This window comes from Pseudomonas sp. Snoq117.2, from assembly GCF_900110545.1.
Classification (GTDB): Bacteria; Pseudomonadota; Gammaproteobacteria; order Pseudomonadales; family Pseudomonadaceae; genus Chryseomonas; species Chryseomonas benzopyrenica.
This window is the reverse complement of the sequence record NZ_FOED01000001.1, coordinates 1-18212: the sequence shown is the minus strand read 5'-3', so window position 1 is coordinate 18212 and position 18212 is coordinate 1. Positions and strand designations below refer to the sequence as shown.

The 18212-nt window shown below is 64.3% G+C and carries 17 protein-coding genes and 1 tRNA gene; 6 read left to right on the top strand and 12 right to left on the bottom strand.

What is annotated here, in order from left to right; genetic code table 11:
* Positions 1-74 precede the first annotated feature (74 nt).
* Complete coding sequence (locus tag BMZ43_RS00080; protein WP_093248826.1) at positions 75-512, top strand: hypothetical protein; 438 nt, start codon at positions 75-77, stop codon at positions 510-512.
* A 235-nt stretch (positions 513-747) separates the two neighbouring features.
* On the opposite strand, the gene BMZ43_RS25975 is transcribed toward BMZ43_RS00080, so the two are convergent.
* The gene (locus tag BMZ43_RS25975; RefSeq protein WP_143075218.1) at positions 748-1122 is read right to left on the bottom strand and encodes a hypothetical protein; all 375 of its coding nucleotides are present in this window, start codon (positions 1120-1122) and stop codon (positions 748-750) included.
* A gap of 243 nt (positions 1123-1365) precedes the next feature.
* Between BMZ43_RS25975 and BMZ43_RS26385 the strand changes: the two genes are divergently transcribed.
* A tRNA-Ser gene (locus BMZ43_RS26385) sits at positions 1366-1483 on the top strand.
* A gap of 447 nt (positions 1484-1930) precedes the next feature.
* Here BMZ43_RS26385 and BMZ43_RS25970 read toward each other — a convergent pair.
* The 10 genes from BMZ43_RS25970 to BMZ43_RS00030 form a co-directional block, all read right to left on the bottom strand.
* A complete protein-coding gene (locus BMZ43_RS25970) occupies positions 1931-2152 on the bottom strand; it encodes a hypothetical protein (protein ID WP_143075217.1) in 222 nt (73 codons plus the stop codon).
* A 394-nt stretch (positions 2153-2546) separates the two neighbouring features.
* Complete coding sequence (locus BMZ43_RS00070; RefSeq protein WP_017641777.1) at positions 2547-3128, bottom strand: YajG family lipoprotein; 582 nt, start codon at positions 3126-3128, stop codon at positions 2547-2549.
* A gap of 267 nt (positions 3129-3395) precedes the next feature.
* Positions 3396-3659, bottom strand: coding sequence for a hypothetical protein (locus tag BMZ43_RS00065; RefSeq protein ID WP_064308883.1), 264 nt, complete (start codon positions 3657-3659; stop codon positions 3396-3398).
* A 112-nt stretch (positions 3660-3771) separates the two neighbouring features.
* Positions 3772-4671, bottom strand: a complete 900-nt coding sequence (gene folE2, locus BMZ43_RS00060; RefSeq protein ID WP_064308882.1) for a GTP cyclohydrolase FolE2 — start codon at positions 4669-4671, stop codon at positions 3772-3774.
* A 14-nt stretch (positions 4672-4685) separates the two neighbouring features.
* Positions 4686-5921: a zinc metallochaperone GTPase ZigA gene (gene zigA / locus BMZ43_RS00055; RefSeq protein ID WP_093248823.1), complete on the bottom strand. Its 1236-nt coding sequence runs from the start codon at positions 5919-5921 to the stop codon at positions 4686-4688.
* 199 nt (positions 5922-6120) lie between these two features.
* A complete protein-coding gene (locus BMZ43_RS00050) occupies positions 6121-6855 on the bottom strand; it encodes an SDR family NAD(P)-dependent oxidoreductase (protein ID WP_064308880.1) in 735 nt (244 codons plus the stop codon).
* Positions 6856-6983: 128 nt separating this feature from the next.
* Complete coding sequence (locus BMZ43_RS00045) at positions 6984-7937, bottom strand: LysR family transcriptional regulator (protein WP_064308879.1); 954 nt, start codon at positions 7935-7937, stop codon at positions 6984-6986.
* Between the two features lie 92 nt (positions 7938-8029).
* Positions 8030-9550 carry a tripartite tricarboxylate transporter permease gene (locus BMZ43_RS00040; protein ID WP_093248820.1) on the bottom strand — a complete coding sequence of 507 codons (1521 nt, stop codon included), beginning with the start codon at positions 9548-9550 and terminating at the stop codon, positions 8030-8032.
* Entirely contained in the window at positions 9547-10065 is a 519-nt protein-coding gene (locus tag BMZ43_RS00035; RefSeq protein WP_064308877.1) for a tripartite tricarboxylate transporter TctB family protein, read from the bottom strand. Before BMZ43_RS00035 ends, BMZ43_RS00040 begins: the two co-directional genes overlap by 4 nt.
* 28 nt (positions 10066-10093) lie before the next feature.
* On the bottom strand, positions 10094-11092 hold the full coding sequence (locus BMZ43_RS00030) for a tripartite tricarboxylate transporter substrate binding protein (RefSeq protein ID WP_064308876.1): 999 nt from the start codon (positions 11090-11092) through the stop codon (positions 10094-10096).
* Between the two features lie 291 nt (positions 11093-11383).
* Between BMZ43_RS00030 and BMZ43_RS00025 the strand changes: the two genes are divergently transcribed.
* From BMZ43_RS00025 to BMZ43_RS00010, 4 genes are all read left to right on the top strand, one after another.
* A complete protein-coding gene (locus BMZ43_RS00025) occupies positions 11384-12706 on the top strand; it encodes an MFS transporter (RefSeq protein WP_017641786.1) in 1323 nt (440 codons plus the stop codon).
* Positions 12699-13649: an amidohydrolase family protein gene (locus BMZ43_RS00020; RefSeq protein ID WP_093248816.1), complete on the top strand. Its 951-nt coding sequence runs from the start codon at positions 12699-12701 to the stop codon at positions 13647-13649. Before BMZ43_RS00025 ends, BMZ43_RS00020 begins: the two co-directional genes overlap by 8 nt.
* Positions 13646-14659 carry a 4-hydroxythreonine-4-phosphate dehydrogenase PdxA gene (locus BMZ43_RS00015; protein WP_093248813.1) on the top strand — a complete coding sequence of 338 codons (1014 nt, stop codon included), beginning with the start codon at positions 13646-13648 and terminating at the stop codon, positions 14657-14659. The genes BMZ43_RS00020 and BMZ43_RS00015 overlap by 4 nt, the downstream gene beginning before the upstream one ends.
* 93 nt (positions 14660-14752) lie before the next feature.
* Positions 14753-15928 carry an L-rhamnonate dehydratase gene (locus BMZ43_RS00010; protein ID WP_064308872.1) on the top strand — a complete coding sequence of 392 codons (1176 nt, stop codon included), beginning with the start codon at positions 14753-14755 and terminating at the stop codon, positions 15926-15928.
* Between the two features lie 87 nt (positions 15929-16015).
* On the opposite strand, the gene BMZ43_RS00005 is transcribed toward BMZ43_RS00010, so the two are convergent.
* Positions 16016-17956 carry a UvrD-helicase domain-containing protein gene (locus tag BMZ43_RS00005; protein ID WP_093248810.1) on the bottom strand — a complete coding sequence of 647 codons (1941 nt, stop codon included), beginning with the start codon at positions 17954-17956 and terminating at the stop codon, positions 16016-16018.
* Positions 17957-18212 lie beyond the last annotated feature (256 nt).

Genomic DNA, 18212 nt, shown 5'->3' with positions numbered 1-18212 from the left:
CCGTTCGTCGCTGTCAAGCTTGCTGGCCCAGTCCGGTCTGACTACTGTATAGAAAACCAGTATCAGGCTATGCCATGGAACAAGTCGACGAGTTCGGCAGCTTCGGGGGTGACGACTTCGACCCGGACTGCCTAGAGATGATCAGGAATCAGCGCGACCTCTACGTCGAGGAGGTCGCGATCATGCGCGGGATCATGGGACGCCTGCGGCAGAACCTGCTCGCGGTGCTGGCCGAGCGCGATCAGCTGTGGACCGAGGTCCGCATCGTCCGGGGATTCAGTCAGCTCAGCGTCCAGAAGTGGATGGCTGGCGGCGGCGATGGTGCTCCCGCGCCAGCTCTGGAAGAGATCGACGTGAAGTATCACGAGCTGCTGCTGGCGGTGAGCGTCACCCAGAAGGAGAGCGAGCACCTGCGCCAGGAGCTGGCCAAGGCCAGGGCGATGGCCATCGACGAGAAGATGGACGCCGATCGGCTGCGCAGCCAGGTCAGTTGGCTGCAGGGAAAGCGGTAGGGGGTTGTGGTGTCGGCAGAACGCCGGAGGAGGGGGGGAGGCTGTCTAATTGAAACCGGCCAAACCGCGCCAATACTGGGGCAAACTCGGCCAAAGTGGTGAAACCAGATTAGACAGCTTTCGAAGCAAAGTCAGCAGCGGCGCGGCATCCAGCGCCTAGACACAACTACTGCTGCAGTATTGGAATGAGGTCTGATTTGGATTATTCCATCCAAGTCAGACCTAAGGGTTCCGACTACGGTTGGCAGTACACTTCCCCACGGCTAAAAACGCGGTGCGGGAAAGGTGGAACGGCCTTCTTGGTGCGTGTCTTTTCGAACCCGTTGGTCTCCATGATGGCGCAGACAATGGCGCCTATTCCCTTCTTAACGTAGTCAATGTCTTCACTTGGTACGTTTTCGAGCATAGGAGCTACCATGAAGGTTATCCCAGCAACCGCTGGGTAGCCCCAGCAGACTGTAGCGGATCGCATGTGCGAAAAGGCTGCGGCATTGTTCAAGGCTGGCCAAAGTCGAATATCTGGCCGATCAAGCAATGGAGCGAAATTACGATATTTCGTCCGGAATTCATCTGCATTTGCTTCGCGGAAATCTGGATAGCTAAGGGTCATCGCGATGTCTCCTGTGTAATGTGTAGGTACAGTAAATGCACCTGTACATTCCGTCAATACGCCTCCGATCTGGCCGGACCAATAAATCTCGGATTGCCATTTGGATCACACATCGGTAGCGGACGGTAGGAATGCATCAACCCCGGTTAGTCATTACAGCACCGCGCTCGGAGCGATCGTTTTAGAGTTCCGAAACTCAAAGGTACTATCTAGTAGCCATGCGGGTTGTAGCGGGGTGATCACGGAAAAGTATCGGAACGCGAATAGGGTCGTAGGCGCCGCTCAGCCTGACTTTATGTAACGGTCTTGAAAACCGCCGACTCGCAAGGGTCCCAGAGTTCGAATCTCTGCGCTTCCGCCATCTTCGAAGCCCCGTTCCTACGGGGCTTTTTGCTGTCTGCAGGGTCGGATTTCAAGACCGGTTGGGCGAGTGAAAAGGAGGAGTTCCAAAGTTCTTTCGGAACAGCGCCGAGGCCTGACCTTCTATAGCACTCGCCCCGATGAGGTTGGGCATCGCGGCAACCCAGGCCCCGCACGAGAGCGAGGGCTGAGCTGAGTGCGATCGTTGGAAACTGCCTTGTGAGATGAGCAGGCAGGACGGCTTGAGTCAGGGCGTGCAAAGCATCGCCAAACTATCGGTTACCCACCGAAGCTACCGACCCTGGTCAAGCACCATCGTCAGCAGGCTACCATGGCCACCACGAAGATGGTTGCCAGCCCAATACACATGGCGCCCAGGGTGAGCGCCAGTAGGCCCTGATCGCTGGTGAGCGATCTCGGACGAATGAGTGCAGATTTAAGCGGGACGCTATTTAGCCGGCCGTGGGGCCTCGACTCGAAGAGCGTCACTGTCCTTGTCAATTGATAGCGCAACTGAAGTATCCTTTTCAGTTTCGGTATTGGGCTGCGGTACCCAGCTATTGGCCGCGATTGTGGCTTCAGCGAAGCTCAACAGCAAGACCATTGCTGCTACGCAGGTTCCTATGGCAATCGCATTGATCACCTTCTGTTCTTTCACAGGTGCATTCATGTTGCTTGCCTGGCAGGGCCACGTCGAATGAGGTGGTCTGACAACTGCAGGCGGCAGAAGTGCGGAGGTCGTTGGCTTCTCACGATCAACCAAGGCCCGTAACTGCAGTAAGGCGTCGCCCAGCGCGATGTCGCAATCCACGCCTGAGCGTTGCGTTCGGGGCGGTTGAATACTGGTTTAGCCTGATCCTGTCTGACTACTTTGTACCCCGGTCTTCCTGCTCCGACAGGCTGTAGCCGCTGATCGCTGCAGCCTGGATGAAACCTTTCGTGCGCCTTGGCGCTCGTCTCGATGGCCGTGCGATTCGCTCTGCTGCGTATCTTGCCCCAGCACCTGTGGGCATGAAAAAGCCCGCGCGAAGCGGGCTTTTTCATGCCGAGGTGCGGCGTCCCAATCAGGGCGTGTTGCCCTTGGCCAGGGCGGCAGCGATGGCTGGTGCATCAATGGCGTTGGCCAGGACCTGGGTGCCCGAGAGGATGACATTGTTGGTCGGGCCGCTGCCTTTGATCTCGTCGCTGGCGAGCACCTTGCCCTGGTCGTCGAGGACCTGGGTGATGACGTCATAGTCGAAGCGGACGCGCATGTAGGCGTCGGATTTCCATTCCCGCAGTTTCAGCACCAGCAGCTTCTGACCCTGGGGCGCGCGGTCGCTGGCCTGGCTGGGCATGGCGGTTATGGCGGCGCGGGCCAGGGCCTTTTGCACGGCGTCCTGCAGGTCGGCGGAAAGGGGGCTGCCGCTGTAGGTGCGGACGCTCCAGGGATTGTAGTAGAGGCCGCGGATGTTGCCGACGTAGGTGGCGTCCTTGTCTTGGGCGACCACATAGGGACGCTCATCGAGTACCGCGACGGCAACCGGCTTGTCGGCCTTGACGCTGAGTTGCGGGGCGGTCTGGCGGTAGTCGATCTTCTGGCCGATGGCGCAACCGGCGAGTTGCAGCGTGGCGAAGGCGATGAACAAGAGATGAGATGGCTTCATGCGAAACTCCTTTTTCGAGAGGCGCGCAGTCTAAGCGATCAGACTCGTCATGCCAAAATAATGTGATTCAGGTCACTAATTTCATGGGGCGCGAGTCGGTTGCCGGGCTCTACAGCCGAGCGGATGCCCCTGACACACTCATCAGTTGGGTAGGCAGGCCAGAGGGTTGCCTGCGTTCAGTGGTTGAAATTCACGCAGCCTGTCGGGGCGTGAAGGGAAGGGGCAGAGTTGGAGGACAAGACCGTCCCTGTGCTCTGCCCGCGAGGGTTACAGCGTCTTCTTGTATTCCTTGTCCGCCTTCTTGTCTTCGCGGTGGCGTTCCCTGTCCAGGTGGGTATCGGTGCGGTCGGCTTCGTCAGCGGCATGGGCCGCACCCTTGTCGACTTCCTTCCGATCGTGGCGCGCGTCTTCGCTCACGTCACGGCCGTCCTGGCGGACGCTCTTTTCCAGCGGGCTTTCGGCCAGCGCGACGCCCGTGCTGAGGGCGCTTAGCAAAACGGTCAGGGTTGCTACGGTAAGCCGTGATTTCATCCGAGGCGCTCCTAAGTCGAGACAGCGGGAGTGGTCGCCCAAAGCGACCGCTTCGTTTGCAGTAAAGCGCTAAAGCTGGCATTGGAAAAGGAGAGCTGCCGAAGCGTCTTGGTCAGGCGGGCGAACTGGAGGCCCAGGCGGAGGCGTCGTGCGGGTGCAGACTCTCCAGATGGCGCACATGGATGCGCACTTCCTGGTGGCTATCACGCAGGGCCACCAGCAGGCGGCGGGCGGCGTCCTCGACGAACATCAGATTGCTGCCGTTGAGGGCGGCGAAGGCCTGTTCGTCGGCGCGCTTGACGGCGGTTTGCACCGGGGTGCCCAGGGCCCTTTCGCACTGGTCGATCAAGGGCAGCAGGTTGAGGTCGACGGCGCCTGCCGGAATGCTGACCTGCACCTGTGCCAGGCTGCGCTGACTGTGCGGGGTGGCCAGGGAGGCATGGCGGCGTAGCCAGCTGGCGACGGTGACCGGATCCACGTGCTCGGCGGTCCCGTGCTCGGCGAGAAAGGCCCGTTCGACCAGTTGGCGGGCCAGGGAGGCAGAGCAGGGGCAGGTGGATGAGTAAGGAATTTGGACGCGGGCGCTGAGCTGGAAGACGCCGGCAACCCAACTGGCTTCCAGGCGCACTGGATAGCGCTTCCAACCGCTCAGCTCGGCGGTCACCAGGGCTGGGCGACGAACCAGCAGGGCGAAGTCGAGGCGCAGCCGGGCGGCGCGGGAGTCGCAGCTGCGGTGGCTGGTGACCATGTCAGCCAGCAGCGAGCGCAGCCGCTCGGGCGTGAGCGGCTCGCCCAGGCGGTCCAGCAACCGGTAGAGCCGGGACATGTGGATGCCCTTGGCGGTGGCCGCGGGCAGATCGACCTGAACGTCGGCCCTGGCAGGCACGAAGCTGTCGAGATCGCCTTCGCCGAGACGGATGGGCAGGTCGATGCCCTGCATGCCGACCCAATCGAGGGCGGCGGGTAGGGTGGCGGTCTCGCTGAGGGAGACGTCGGGGAGGATGGCATTCATGGGCAGGGCTTGGCTCAGTGGGGATCGGCGGCCGGGGGCCAGTCGCTGAAGGGGTTGTGCAGGTGCATCCAGGCCGAGGGGCCAGCGGCGAGTTCGGTGTCGGTCAGCAGGCAGGCATCCAGGCGGGCACGCAGTGCGGCTTCGTCCATGTCCATGCCGATGAGGACCAGCTCCTGGCGGGCATCGCCGACACCCTCGTGCCATTTCTCCTTGATGATGGCGACGGTTTCTTCATCGTCCGGCCAATGCTCGGGCGGTACCGCGGCCCACCAGCGCCCGGCGACGCCATGGCGGGCAACGGCGCCGGCCTGGGACCAGGTGCCGGCATGGGCGGGATGGCTGGCCAGCCAGAAGTAGCCCTTGGAACGGACCACGCCTGGCCATTCCTGCTCGACCAGGGCGAAGAAGCGCTCGGGATGAAAAGGGCGACGCGCCTGGTAGACGAAGCTTGTGATGCCGTACGCCTCGGTCTCGGGGGTGTGCTCGCCGCGCAGTTCCTGCAACCAGCCCGGCGCCTTGGCGGCTTCGTCGAAGTCGAAGAGACCGGTCTGCAGCACCCGCTCCAGGGGGACGGCGCCGAAGCTCGCCAATTCCAGCCGCGCGCGAGGATTGAGGCTGCGCAGGATGGCCAGCAGGCGATCGCGCTCGGCCGGTTCGACCAGGTCCAGCTTGTTCACCACCAGGACGTCGCAGAATTCGATCTGCTCGATCAGCAGGTCGACCACGGTACGTTCGTCTTCCTCGCCGAGAGACTCGCCGCGGGACTCCAGGGAGTCGCTGGAGGCGTAGTCGCGCAGGAAGTTGAAGGCGTCCACCACGGTGACCAGGGTGTCGAGCTGGGCGACGTCACCGAGGCAGCGACCGTCTTCACCGGCGAAGGTGAAGGTTTCGGCCACCGGGAGCGGCTCGGAGATACCGGTGGATTCGATGACCAGCTGATCGAAGCGGCCGTCCCGGGCGAGCCGCTCCACTTCGAGCAGCAGGTCTTCACGCAGGGTGCAGCAGATGCAGCCGTTGCTCATCTCGACCAGCTTTTCCTCGGTGCGCGACAGCTCGGCGCCGCCGTCGCGGACCAGGGCGGCGTCGATGTTGACCTCGGACATGTCGTTGACGATGACCGCCACCCGGCGGCCTTCGCGGTTATTGAGAATATGGTTGAGCAGCGTGGTCTTGCCGGCGCCGAGAAAGCCGGACAGTACGGTGACGGGGAGTTTCTGGCTGGAAAGGCTGGCTTGGGTCGTCATGGTCATCACGGGTAGAAGAAGTCGTAGGACGGATGCATCCCTGTGGTATGGGCATCGGGATATATATAAACGTTATAACATAACATTAGTGGTGTGTTAAGAAGGCGCCTCTGCCTGGCGCTGAAGCGCCACCCGGAACGTTGATGGTGGTGGCCTGGCTGCCCGTTCCCAGTCTGTGCGGGCAGGCTTCAGAGGCAGGCGCTGCCTAGACGTGTTGACCGCCATTGATATGGATTTCGGCGCCGTTGATGTAGCAGGAGCGTTCGCTGCAGAGGAAGTAGATGGTCTCGGCGACTTCGTCGGGAGTGCCCAGGCGTTTGAGTGGGACTTCGGCTTCCACCAAGCCGTCGGTACCGGGCGAAAGGATGGAGGTGGCGATTTCGCCGGGCGCTATGGCGTTGGCGCGCACGCCCCGGGGACCGAATTCATGGGCCAGTTCGCGGGTCAACGCGGCGAGGCCCGCCTTGGAGGCGGCATAGGCCACGCCTGCGAAGGGATGCACCCGGGAGCCCGCGATGGAGGTGACGTTGACGATGCTGCCCTGGGCCGCTTCCAGCTCCGGCAACAGGGCGCGCGCGAGCAGGGCGGTGGACACCAGGTTGACGTTGAGCACCTGGGTCCAGGTGTCGGCATCGGAAGCCAATACCCCGAGGCGGCTGCCATCGGGCCCCTTGGGTGAGATGCCGGCGTTGTTCACCAGGGCGTGCAGCTTGCCACTGGGCAGGCGCTCGCGGACAGTGGCGACCAGGCGGTCGATCTGGGAAAGGTCGGCGAGATCGGCCTGGATGTGCGCATCGCGAGCTTCCGGCCAGGCGCACTCTGCGGAAAACGGCTGGCGGGAAACGGTGAGCAGCCGCCAGCCCAGGTTGCGGAACAGCTTGACGGTGGCATGACCGATCCCGCGGCTGGCGCCGGTGAGCAGCATGGTGCGCTGGGTCATGGGCGGCCCCGGCGGGAAGCAGTGTAGGCGAGAAGCGACAAGGCGAGCATGGTGGTTGGCTCCGGCGTCTGGCAGGCCGCTTCACTATGCCCAAGCTGGGAGCCAGCAGCAATCCGCGGCCAAGGTGCTTAGGCGTCTTCCTGGCGCAACCGGCCATGCTCGCTGCGCACCGTGGCCATGAAGGTCTGCATGGCCGACGACTGCACCCGATGGCGCCGCCGGATCAGCCCGTAGGGCGGCAGCCGGGGTTCGAAGGCGATGGGCAGCACCGCCAGGAGGTGGCGACCGGGGTAGTCGTTGACCACCGACAGTGGGGTCACCCCGAGCATGTCGGTCTGCTGTAGCAGCGCCAGCAGGGTCATGATGGAGGTGGTCTCGACGATGCTGCCGGGAATATCGACCCGGGCGTCGTGAAAGGCCTGGTTGATGATGGCGCGCATCGGACTGGGGTGCTGCTGCAGCACCCAGGTGTGCTCCTGCAACTCGCCCCAGGTCAGGTGCGTGGCCTGGGCCAGGGGGTTCTGCGCGCCGGCGATCACGCAGAGCACCTCTTCGCCCAGGCTGTCGAACAGCAGCTCCTCGGCGCGGGCGCCGGTGGGAATGCGCCCCAGCACCACGTCCAGCTGGTCCTGCAAGAGCGCCTGGACCAGCACATCGCTGGTATCCACCTGGATCGACATGGACAGCCGCGGATGACTCTGCTTAAGGGTGGCGATGGTGCGGGTCAGCAGCCCCGAAGCCAGCGCCGGAATGGCGCCCACCGCGACCCGGCCGAGATTGCCCGATTCCAGCGCGACCAGCTCCTCGCGCATGCCCGACAGTTCGGCGAACACCATCCGCGCGTAGTAGATCACCGTCTCGCCGAAGGCCGTGGCGCGCATGCCCCGTGGCAGCCGCTCGAACAGCCCCACGCCCAGCAGGCTCTCGATCTCGTGGAGCATCTTGGTGGCGGCCGGCTGGGTCATGCCGATGTCGTCGGCGGCGCGGCGCAGGGAGCCGAATTCCGCCAGTGCCAGCACCAGCCGCAACTGGCGCAAGCGCAGACGGCTGTGGATGGTGTGGGCATCGGGAATGCGCGTCATGCTGGCGGACCTCGGGGCAGGGGAGCCGGCTAGGGTAGCGCAGGAGCCGCGGCTTGGCGCCGGCGGGGTGCGCCCCCGCCAGGCCGGGGCGTTCACGAGGGCCGTACCTTGGCTCGCGGCGCGTATTGGCGCAGCGCCTGCAGTCCGCGCGCCAGCAGCGGCCAGCAGAGCATCAGCAGCGCCGCGGTGGTCAGGCTGCCCACCAGGGGATTGGACCAGAAGATGCCCAGTTGGCCGTCGGAGAACAGCATCGACTGGCGAAAGGCGTCTTCGGCCTTGTCGCCCAGCACCGCCGCCAGCACCAAGGGGGCGATGGGATAGCCGAGCTTCTTGAAGGCATAGCCAAGGACGCCGAAGCCGAGCATCAGCCAGACGTCGAACAGACTGTTGTGCACCGAATAGGCGCCGATCACGCAGACGGTAAAGATGATGGGCGCAATGATGCAGAAGGGAATGCGCAGGATGGCGGCGAACAGTGGCACCGTCGCCACCACCACGATCAGGCTGACCACGTTGCCCAGGTACATGCTGGCGATCAGGCTCCAGACGAAGTCGTGCTGTTCGGCGAACAAGGTCGGCCCCGGGTGCAGGCCCCAGATCATCAGGCCGCCGAGCATCACCGCGGCGGTGGCCGAACCGGGGATACCCAGGGTCAGCATGGGCAGCAGGGCGCTGGTGCCGGCACTGTGGTCGGCGGTCTCCGGCGCGATCACCCCCTCCAGCTCGCCCTTGCCGAAGCCCTCGCGATTCTTCGAGAAACGCCGCGCCAGGCTATAGCTCATGAAGGAGGCGGCGGTAGGGCCGCCCGGGGTCACGCCCATCCAGCAGCCGACCAGGGCGCTGCGCAGCCAGGTCAGCCAGTAGCGCGGCAATTGCTTCCAGGTGGCGAGCACCGTACGCAGGGTGATGCGCGCCTGCTCGCCGCGAAAGACCAGACCTTCCTCCACCGTGCAGAGGATCTCGCCGATGCCGAACAGGCCGATCACCGCCACCTCGAAGCTGATGCCCGAGAGCAGTGCCGGTTGATCGAAGGTCAGGCGCAGATTGCCGGAGACGGTATCCATGCCCACCGCCGCCATGGCGAAGCCGATCATCATGGCCGCCACCGTCTTCAGCGGCGGATTCTTGCTCATGCCGATGAAGGTGCAGAAGGCCAGCAGGTAGACGGCAAAGAACTCCGGCGAGCTGAATTCCATGGCGAAGGCGGCGATGCGGCTGGAGAGGAAGGTCAGCAGCAGCACCCCGACCAAGGCGCCCAGCAGCGCCGAGGTGAAGGCTGCGGTCAGGGCCTCGCCAGCGCGGCCCTGGCGCGCCAGGGGGTAGCCGTCGAAGGTGGTGGCCACCGACGAGGGTTCGCCCGGGATATTGAACAGGATGGAGGTGATGGAACCCCCGAACAGCGCGCCCCAGTACATGCAGGAGAGCAGGATGATGGCCGAGGTCGGGCTCATGGTGAAGGTCAGCGGCAGCAGCAGGGCGACGCCATTGGGCGCGCCCAGGCCGGGCAGCACCCCGACCAGGATGCCGAGCAGCACGCCGATCACCATCAGGGCCAGGTGATGGAAGGACAGGATCAGGCCCATCCCGTGCATCAGGGAGTCGAATTCGCTCATGACAGGCTCCTCAGCAGGCGGGCGAGGTCGGCCAGGGGGCCGGCATCCAGTGGCACCTTGAACCAGAGGGCGAAGATCAGATAGCTGGCGAGGCTCACGCCGCCGGCGGTGGCGAGGATCTGCCAGGCGCCGTAGCGCCTTTGCCGCTGGCGATCGCGCGCCATGAACCAGGCGATGAACAAAAAGGCCGTGACATAGAGGCCCAGCAGGGGCAGGGCGACGACGAAGGCCAGCATCGGCAGGAACACCCGCAGCACCTGGCCGAAGGCGGCGCGCTCGACGAAGCCCGTGCGCAGCGCCTGCCAGCGCCACAGGGTCTGCAGCGCCGTGGCCAGGCTGGCCAGGGCAAGCAGCAGGCCGATGTAGAAGGGGAAGTAGCCCGGCTCGGGGCCGGCATCGCCCCAGCCGATACCCTGCTCCAGACTGCCCATCATCACGATGCCACCGAGGCCGGCGGTGAACGCCGCCACGCCCAGTTCCACCCAGCGGGTGGCGATCAGGGAATCTCCGGCCATGGCCGTCTCTCCTGTGTCGGTGCGCCGATCAGCGCTTGAGCCAGCCCGCGGCCTCGAACACCGGGGTGACCCGAGCGGTGTCCTGGGCGATGTAGTCCTGCAGCGCCTGGCCTTCGAGGAAGGTCGGCACCAGGGCGTTACGCTCGATATAGGCCTTGAATTCGGGCGTCTGACTCACCTTGCGCATGAGCTCCACATAGAAGACGCGCTGCTCCTCGCTGACGCCGCCCGGCAAGAGCACGGTGCGCGGGAAGCGGTATTGATCGATACCCAGGCCCTGCTCCTTGCAGGTGGGTACGTCCGACCACGCCTGGGTCTCGGTGACCTTGGCGGTATAGGCCATGCGGCTCCGGCTGAACACGCACAGCGGCACTACCTGTCCACCGCGCCACTGGCTCAGGCTCTCGCTGGGATTGTTGACGTTGGAGGTGATGTGCTTGCCAGCCAGCTGGGTCGCCGCCTCGCTGCCGCTCTTGAAGGGGATGTAGGTGAGCTTGGTGCCCTCGGTGCGATTGAGCAGCAGGGTCAGGGTCTGGTCGACGTCCTTCGACTGGCTGCCACCCATGCGTTTGCCAGCCGGGTCCTGCTTGATGGCGTCGATGTAGCCGCGGGCATCCTTCCAGGGCGCGTCGGCGTAGCTCCAGAGGATGAAGTCATCCTCGGCGATGGCCGCCACCGGGGTGAGATCGCTCAACTGGTAGCCGAGCTTGGCGGTCAGGGGCAGCAGATAGACGTTGTTGGTGGCGATGACCAGCTTGTCCGCCTCGCCCTTGGCCAGCTTCATCTCCAGAAAAGCCTCGGCGCCATTACCGCCTCCCTTGTTCATCACCACGGTGCTGGCATCGAGCAGCTTGTGCTGGGTGATGATCGACTGGATCAGCCGGCCGAGTTGGTCGGTGCCGCCACCGGGGCCACCGGCGACCACGATCTCCACCTTGCCATCGGGCTGCCAGGCGGCCTGGGCCAGGGGAGCCACCGCAGCGGCCAGACACAGGGGGAGGGCGGCGAGCAGGGAGGTGCTGCGCATGGGACTACCTCTTTCTTGTCGTTGTTTTGGGTGGACCGAGTGTGCGCAGCCCCGGGCAATCCTGACCACTCAAAAAAAGGCATGCACCGATAGCCTGAGGTTATGTCGTAGCGGGTGAGCGTGCGGAGACCTCGGCGCCAAGGGCTCTCCAGCGAAACACTGAAAGGCACCTATATCCTCAGGCTATACACCTATGTGCAGATTTGATTAGACGGTTATCGAACTGGCAGCCGATAGTCGACCTCGCCAGCCGGCTGCTGAACGCCCATAACAATAATCAGGGGTCACGCCATGCTCTCGACGTCCCGCGCCAACCACCTCGACGAAGCCGCCGCCATACCCACGGCCCTGCAGGCCTCCCGCGTGCGTTGGCGCATCTTCGCCATCATCTTCGGCCTCACCGTCATCAACCTGGTGGACCGCGTCTCCCTGTCCATCGCCATGCCTACCATCGCCCGCGAATTCCAGCTGACGCCGGCCATCCAGGGGCTGATTCTCAGCAGCTTCTTCTGGGCGTACGCCCTCCTGCAGATTCCCGGTGGCTGGCTGATCGATCGCTACGGTCCGCGCCGGGTCATCGGCTGGTCCACCGGCCTCTGGGGCGTATTCCAGACCCTGGCCGCCTTCGCCACCGGCGGCCTATCGCTGATCTTCGCCCGGGTCGCCCTGGGCGCTGCCGAAGCACCGCTGTTCCCCGCCGGTGGCAAGCTCAATTCGCTCTGGCTGGCCTCCAGTGAACGTGGCCGGGGCGCGGTGCTGATGGATTGCGGCGGTCCCCTGGGCGTGGCCCTGGGCGGTCTACTCATCGCCTACCTGATCGCCGTCTTCGGCTCCTGGCGCACTGCTTTCTTCATCGCCGGTATCGCCACCCTGGCCATGGCCTGGCTCGCCTGGCGCTATCTCCGGGACGACCCGGCGACCCACCCCGGAGTCAATGCCGCTGAACTCGCACGCATCAACGAAGGCCGCACCACCTCGGTGGCCCAGGCGGCCAAGGCAGGCGCCCGGGGCCTGGGCATCGCCCGTCGCTCCCTGGCCGGCATCCTCATCGGTCGCGCCAGCTGGGCCATGGTCTTCTTCGGCCTGCTGACCTGGGGGCCCAGCTACCTGGCCCAGGCCCGTGGCTTCGACATCAAGGGCATCGGCGCCGCTACCTTCGTCATCTTCCTCTGCGGAGCCGTGGGCTCGCTGGTGGGTGGCTTCCTCTGCGACCTGCTGGTGCGCAAGGGCGTGCGCCGCGGCCTCGCCGCCAAGGGACTACTGTCCTGCTCCGGCCTGGTGGCCCTCGTAGCCTTTCTGCTGCTGCCGCACCTCACCGATCCCTACGCTGCCGTGGCACTGCTGTCCCTCACCGCCTTCTTCCTCATGTGGGGCAGCCTCTATTGGAGCTTCCCGGCGCTGCTGGCGGCGCCGGCACGGGTGGGTCTGATCGGCGGGGTGATGAACCTGGCCGGTAGCCTGGGTGGTATCGCCGTGCCCATTCTGGTCGGCCTGCTGCTGCAGCACCTGGGTGGCTATCCGGCGGTACTGGGCTTCTTCGCCCTCTGCTCCGGCCTATTCATCATCGGCACCCTGCTGATCGTCCTGGACCAGCGGGAGGTGCAGCATGACTGAGCGCTATAGCGGCCCCATCATCGACGCTCACCACCACTTCTGGGAGCCCCGGCGCAACTTCCACCCCTGGCTGTCCGGCGCGGAAACCATTCCCTTCCGTTATGGCGACTACAGCGCCATCAAGGGCGACTACCTCCCCGAGCACTACTTCACCGATGCGGCCGGTCATGACGTGGTCCAGACCGTCTACGTCGAGACCGAGTGGGATCCCCGCGATCCCCTGGGCGAGACCCGCTACGTCCACGAACTGGCGCGCCGCCATGGCGTACCCAACGCGATGGTCGCCCAGGCCTGGCTGGATGCCGAAAACGCTGCCGAGCTGCTCGCCGCCCAGGCCGCCTTCGCGCGGGTGCGCAGCGTAAGACACAAACCGGGCGGTCCTGGTCGTCCGGAAGAGGTCGGCAGCCAGCGCACCCTGATGAGCGATGACCGCTGGCGGCAGGGCTACGCCGAACTGCAGCGCCACGGCCTGCACTTCGACCTGCAGACGCCCTGGTGGAATCTCGACGAGGCCTGCCGCCTGGCGCGGGACTTCCCGGCCATCCAGTTGATCCTCAACCACACCGGCCTGCCGTCCGATCGCCGTCCCGAAGGCCTGGCCGCCTGGCGCGCCGCCCTGGCCCGCCTGGCCGAATGGCCCAACGTGGCGCTGAAGATCTCCGGTCTGGGCCTCGCCGGCCAACCCTGGCGCGCCGAGGACAATGCCTGGATCGTTCGCGAGGCCATCGCCATCTTCGGCCCCGAGCGGGCCATGTTCGCCAGCAACTTTCCCGTCGATCGCCTGTGCGGCAGCTACGCCACCATCTTCGGCGGCTTCAAGCGCCTGGTGGCCGACCTGCCCATCACGGCCCAACGCCAACTCTTCCATGACACCGCCCAGCGTCTGTATCGCCCGGTGCCCGACGTCATCCGCCTGGACCCCTACCTGAGGACTTCCGCATGAGCAATTCCACGCTTCCCCGCCTGGCCCTGGTGCTGGGCGATCCGGCCGGTATCGGCCCCGAACTCATCGCCCGCCTGCTGGCCGATGCCGAGGTGCGCGGTCGTGCCCGGATGGTGCTGATCGCCGACGAGGACGAAGCCCGCACCGGCATGCGCATTGCCGGTTGCGAATACCCCTATCGCCGCATCGACAGCCTGGATACCCTCGACTTCCAGGACGACGTGCCGCTGCTGTATCCCTATCGCGGGGCCGCCGAGGGTGCATTCCCCCGTAGCGAAGCCAGCGTCGTCGGTGGTCGCTACAGCTTGGACACCCTGGCCGTCGCCCTGGACCTGACCCAGGCCGGCCACACCGATGCCATCCTCTTCGGCCCGCTGAACAAGACCTCGCTGCACCTCGCCGGCCTGGGCCACAACGACGAGTTGCACTGGTTCGCCGAGCGCCTGGGTTACACGGGACCGTTCTGCGAATTCAACGTGCTGGACGATCTCTGGACCTCGCGGGTGACCTCCCATGTCGCGCTCAAGGACGTCCCCGGTCTGCTCAGCCAGGAACGGGTGATCGAAGCCATCGAGCTGATCGACAATGAACTCAAGCGCAGCGGTTTGGCCCGGCCGCGCATCGGTGTCTGCGGCCTCAATCCCCACAATGGCGACAACGGCAGCTTCGGCCGCGAGGAGCTCGATCTCATCGGTCCGGCTGTGGAGCGGGCCAAGACGCTGGGCATCGCCGTCGACGGCCCCTATCCGGCCGACACCATCTTTCTGAAGGTCCAGGGCGACGCCCGCGCCTTCGACGCCGTGGTCACCATGTACCACGACCAGGGCCAGATCGCGATCAAGCTGATGGGCTTCTCTCGTGGCGTTACGGTGCAGGGCGGCCTGCCCATTCCCATCGCCACCCCGGCCCATGGCACTGCCTTTGATATCGCCGGCCAGGGCCGCGCCAACGTCGGCGCCACCCGCCAGGCCTTCGAGATCGCTTGTCGCCTGGGCATGTCCCGCCACTGATAGCTATCGAGGCGCCCTAGGCGCTTACCGAATCCGCCGAACCGGCTCAAGGAGCCGGCAGGCCTGACTCATGCTCGAAAAAGGAAACTCACCATGAAAATCACCAGTGTCCGTACCCGCGTCTTCGAATGGAAAGGCAAGGTCGTCCCGCCCCAGGCGCACTTCTGCACCAACGCCACTGACATCCTCTACGAACGCGGCGACGCCATGGGCTCCTTCCGCTTCCATGGCTGGCTGGTCGTGGAGATAGAAACGGACAGCGGCCTGGTCGGCCTCGGTAACTGCGCCCTGGCGCCGCGGGTGGCCAAGGAGATCATCGACCTGTACCTGACGCCCATCGTCATGGGCCAGGATCCCTTCGACAACGAATACCTCTGGCAGAAGATGTACCGTCGCACCCACGCCTGGGGCCGCAAGGGCATCGGCATGGCTGCCATCTCCGCCGTCGACCTGGCGCTCTGGGACCTGATGGGCAAGGCCGTGAGCAAGCCGGTATTCAAGCTGCTGGGCGGCCGTACCAAGGAAAAGATTCCCTGCTACGCGTCCAAGCTCTACGCCAACGACAATCTGGACCTGTTCCTGGAAGAAGCCCAGGGCTATCTCAGCCAGGGCTTCGACGCCCTCAAGATGAGATTCGGCTACGGCCCCAAGGATGGCCCCGCCGGCATGCGGCGTAACCTCGAGCAGGTGCGCGCGCTGCGCGAACTGGCAGGCCCTGACGTCGATATCATGCTGGAGTGCTACATGGGCTGGACCCTGGAATACGCCCGGCGCATGCTGCCCAAACTGGCCGAATTCGAACCGCGCTGGCTGGAGGAGCCAGTCATCGCCGACGACATCGAAGGCTACGTCGAACTCAAGAAGATGGGCATCATGCCCATCTCCGGCGGCGAGCACGAATTCACCTCCTACGGCTTCAAGGACCTCCTCGAACGCCGCGCGGTGGACGTCATCCAGTACGACACCAACCGCGTCGGCGGCATCACCGCCGCCCGCAAGATCAACGCCCTGGCCGAGGCCTGGTCGGTCCCGGTCATTCCCCACGCCGGCCAGATGCACAACTACCACCTGACCATGGCTAGCACCGCTTCGCCCATGGCCGAGTTCTTCCCGGTGTTCGACGTCGAGGTGGGCAACGAACTCTTCTACTACGTCTTCAAGGGCGAACCCCAGCCGGTCGGTGGCTACCTGCAGCTGGATGATGACAAGCCCGGCCTGGGTCTGGAGTTGTCCGAAGAGCATCTCAAGGACTTCGATGTGATCGAATAGGGCGCCCATTGGCTGCCGCCCGCGGGGAGGGCGGTGGCCATTTCAGCGCCGCGACGCTGAATGGCGCGAGTCGCCGCGTTGTTCGACTCACCCCGCCAGGATCGCCGCTGCCCCCCGTGGTTGTCGGGTGTACCATAGTACGCGACTGACCCCGCGGGTCACCGCCACATAACTCAGGCGCAACGCTTCATCGGCCATGGCATCGTCGTAGCTCTGCTGGAAATGTCCGCTGGCGGCATAGAGCGCATTGCGCAGCGGGTGCGGCTGCTGGGGCTGACCGTCGTCCAGCACGATAGCCACCTCGGCCTGCAGTCCCTTGGCGCGGTGAATGGTGCAGGTGCGCACTCCTGGCTGTCGGCCCAGCTGCTCGTTGATGGCTTTCAAAGGTGCATTCAGGCGACTCATCACCATGACCGCGCAACGCTCTGGCCGTTCTCGCTCCGCTGCATAGCTTCGCTGAGCTTCGATTTCACCTAGCAATGAGGTCAACTGGCGACCTATATCGAATTGCGGCACGACCTTCACCCCGTGCCCAAGCTCATTTGCTGCACGAAAGGCCTGGGTTTTCTTGGGTTGCTTGTGACGCACCTGCGTCAGGATGCGCTCGCCGTCCGCCACGATGGCGGGTGAAGAGCGATAGTTGGTCCCCAGCATCAACATCTGACTGGGCGTCCGGCCAGGAAACCAGCGATCGAAATGAATGAACAGCTCCGGCGAGCTGCCCCGCCAGCCATAGATGGATTGCCAGTCGTCACCGATGGCCATCAGCGAGGGTGCGGCTTTCTCTTCGGCGAGTCTGAGTTGCACCTGCTGCAGCCAGAGGGCGATCTGCGGCGAGATGTCCTGGAATTCATCGATCAGCAGATGGGTAAAGGGTTGCAGGCGGGCAATCAGCGCACGACTGGGTTTCTTTTCCAGGCGATCCGTCAGCACGGCGAAGGCTGTATTGAAGGTGATCAGCCGCTGTTCCTTCAGCACCTTGCCGAAGTGTCGCCAGAACTGCTGCATGGCCTCCAGGAAGATCCGATCCCGCGTCGAGCATTCCAGCTGGCTGCTCTTTATGGCGCCGACCCTCAGGCCAAGGGTTTCGGCGAACGAGGCTTGGCCATAGAAGAGGTCGGGCAGCGGTTGCGGTTGACGCTCACCATTGAGTACGAAGGGCTGCAAGGGCGGGGCGCCAGGTGGCTCTTCCTCATTGGGCGCCGCCAGTTCCAGCAACAGATGAACCCGACGACGAAAACCGGCGTCCTCGCGGTAGCAATTCTCGTAGGCCTGTATCAGGAGCTGGCGTTGGCCTTCGTTCAGCGTGGCGCCAGCCAGCATGCCGTTATCCGGTTCATCCTCACCTTTCGATTGGGTGGACAACTGCTCGAACCACTGCGTCGCCCTCAGCTCTGAGCGCGCCAGTTGTGCCAGGGCCGAGTGAAAGGTTCTCACCAGTTCGCGTGCCGCCTCTTCATTCAGCGGAACCTCCCAGAAGGCCAGGACGCGCTTGAGCTGCGCGCGCAACTCTTCGCAGGAAGCCTTGGTAAAGGAGATGACGGTGAGTTGCTCGCGCGGGATCTCGAGGTGGCACAGCATGAACACCACCCGCAGTACCAGTGTCGTGGTCTTGCCCGAACCGGCACCCGCGAAGATCCGCGTCGCCGGGGCGCGAGCCAGGATCATCTTCCATTGTTCCGGCGACGGTGGCTGGATGATGCCCTGGGTAACGGCCTGCTCGACACGCATCTTCATCCGCTGCTCCTGAGCGCGCTTCACTGTGAAGACGGGACCATAGAGGGCGGTGGGGGAGGGGGTAGTGGTGGGGGGCTGGACGGTCGATTGCTCCCTTTTTGCACCTTTGCTGGCGGCCTTCGGCTCGGCCTGGCGCTTGGGGGCTTGGGCCGGCTCTGCCTTCTTGCGGCTGCCTGGCTTGGTGTCTCCATTAATAGGTGGCTCTCCTTTAAGGAAGAGCGTGGTCCGGGGAAACCAATCGCCAAGCGTATTCCTCAGCTGTTTTCGGTAGCGAGCCAGGATGGAAGTCATGCAGTCCTCGAAACATCGTCTGCCCGCATCTTACCTCGCACAGGTGACAGGTCGCTTTCTGTGGGCCTTTTTGGTCTCTGCTGAAAGTTTCTTGGAATAACCTGTTGACCTGTCCTGAAACTCCCCTATAATGCGCCCCACTTCCGGCGCAGACGCTGAAGCGGCTTGAAAATCAAGCACTTAGGTCTGAACCGGGCGAGGGGTCCACGGATTCTTCGCCATTTGGCTCTCACCTCCGGGTGATGACGAAATGAAG

Bases quoted from the DNA above. Each gene is read 5' to 3' on its own strand.
- BMZ43_RS00080 (WP_093248826.1), top strand. From the start codon at position 75: ATGGAACAAGTCGACGAGTTCGGCAGCTTCGGGGGTGACGACTTCGAC.
- BMZ43_RS25975 (WP_143075218.1), bottom strand. From the start codon at position 1,122: ATGACCCTTAGCTATCCAGATTTCCGCGAAGCAAATGCAGATGAATTC.
- BMZ43_RS25970 (WP_143075217.1), bottom strand. From the start codon at position 2,152: ATGAATGCACCTGTGAAAGAACAGAAGGTGATCAATGCGATTGCCATA.
- BMZ43_RS00070 (WP_017641777.1), bottom strand. From the start codon at position 3,128: ATGAAGCCATCTCATCTCTTGTTCATCGCCTTCGCCACGCTGCAACTC.
- BMZ43_RS00065 (WP_064308883.1), bottom strand. From the start codon at position 3,659: ATGAAATCACGGCTTACCGTAGCAACCCTGACCGTTTTGCTAAGCGCC.
- folE2 (WP_064308882.1), bottom strand. From the start codon at position 4,671: ATGAATGCCATCCTCCCCGACGTCTCCCTCAGCGAGACCGCCACCCTA.
- zigA (WP_093248823.1), bottom strand. From the start codon at position 5,921: ATGACCATGACGACCCAAGCCAGCCTTTCCAGCCAGAAACTCCCCGTC.
- BMZ43_RS00050 (WP_064308880.1), bottom strand. From the start codon at position 6,855: ATGACCCAGCGCACCATGCTGCTCACCGGCGCCAGCCGCGGGATCGGT.
- BMZ43_RS00045 (WP_064308879.1), bottom strand. From the start codon at position 7,937: ATGACGCGCATTCCCGATGCCCACACCATCCACAGCCGTCTGCGCTTG.
- BMZ43_RS00040 (WP_093248820.1), bottom strand. From the start codon at position 9,550: ATGAGCGAATTCGACTCCCTGATGCACGGGATGGGCCTGATCCTGTCC.
- BMZ43_RS00035 (WP_064308877.1), bottom strand. From the start codon at position 10,065: ATGGCCGGAGATTCCCTGATCGCCACCCGCTGGGTGGAACTGGGCGTG.
- BMZ43_RS00030 (WP_064308876.1), bottom strand. From the start codon at position 11,092: ATGCGCAGCACCTCCCTGCTCGCCGCCCTCCCCCTGTGTCTGGCCGCT.
- BMZ43_RS00025 (WP_017641786.1), top strand. From the start codon at position 11,384: ATGCTCTCGACGTCCCGCGCCAACCACCTCGACGAAGCCGCCGCCATA.
- BMZ43_RS00020 (WP_093248816.1), top strand. From the start codon at position 12,699: ATGACTGAGCGCTATAGCGGCCCCATCATCGACGCTCACCACCACTTC.
- BMZ43_RS00015 (WP_093248813.1), top strand. From the start codon at position 13,646: ATGAGCAATTCCACGCTTCCCCGCCTGGCCCTGGTGCTGGGCGATCCG.
- BMZ43_RS00010 (WP_064308872.1), top strand. From the start codon at position 14,753: ATGAAAATCACCAGTGTCCGTACCCGCGTCTTCGAATGGAAAGGCAAG.
- BMZ43_RS00005 (WP_093248810.1), bottom strand. From the start codon at position 17,956: ATGACTTCCATCCTGGCTCGCTACCGAAAACAGCTGAGGAATACGCTT.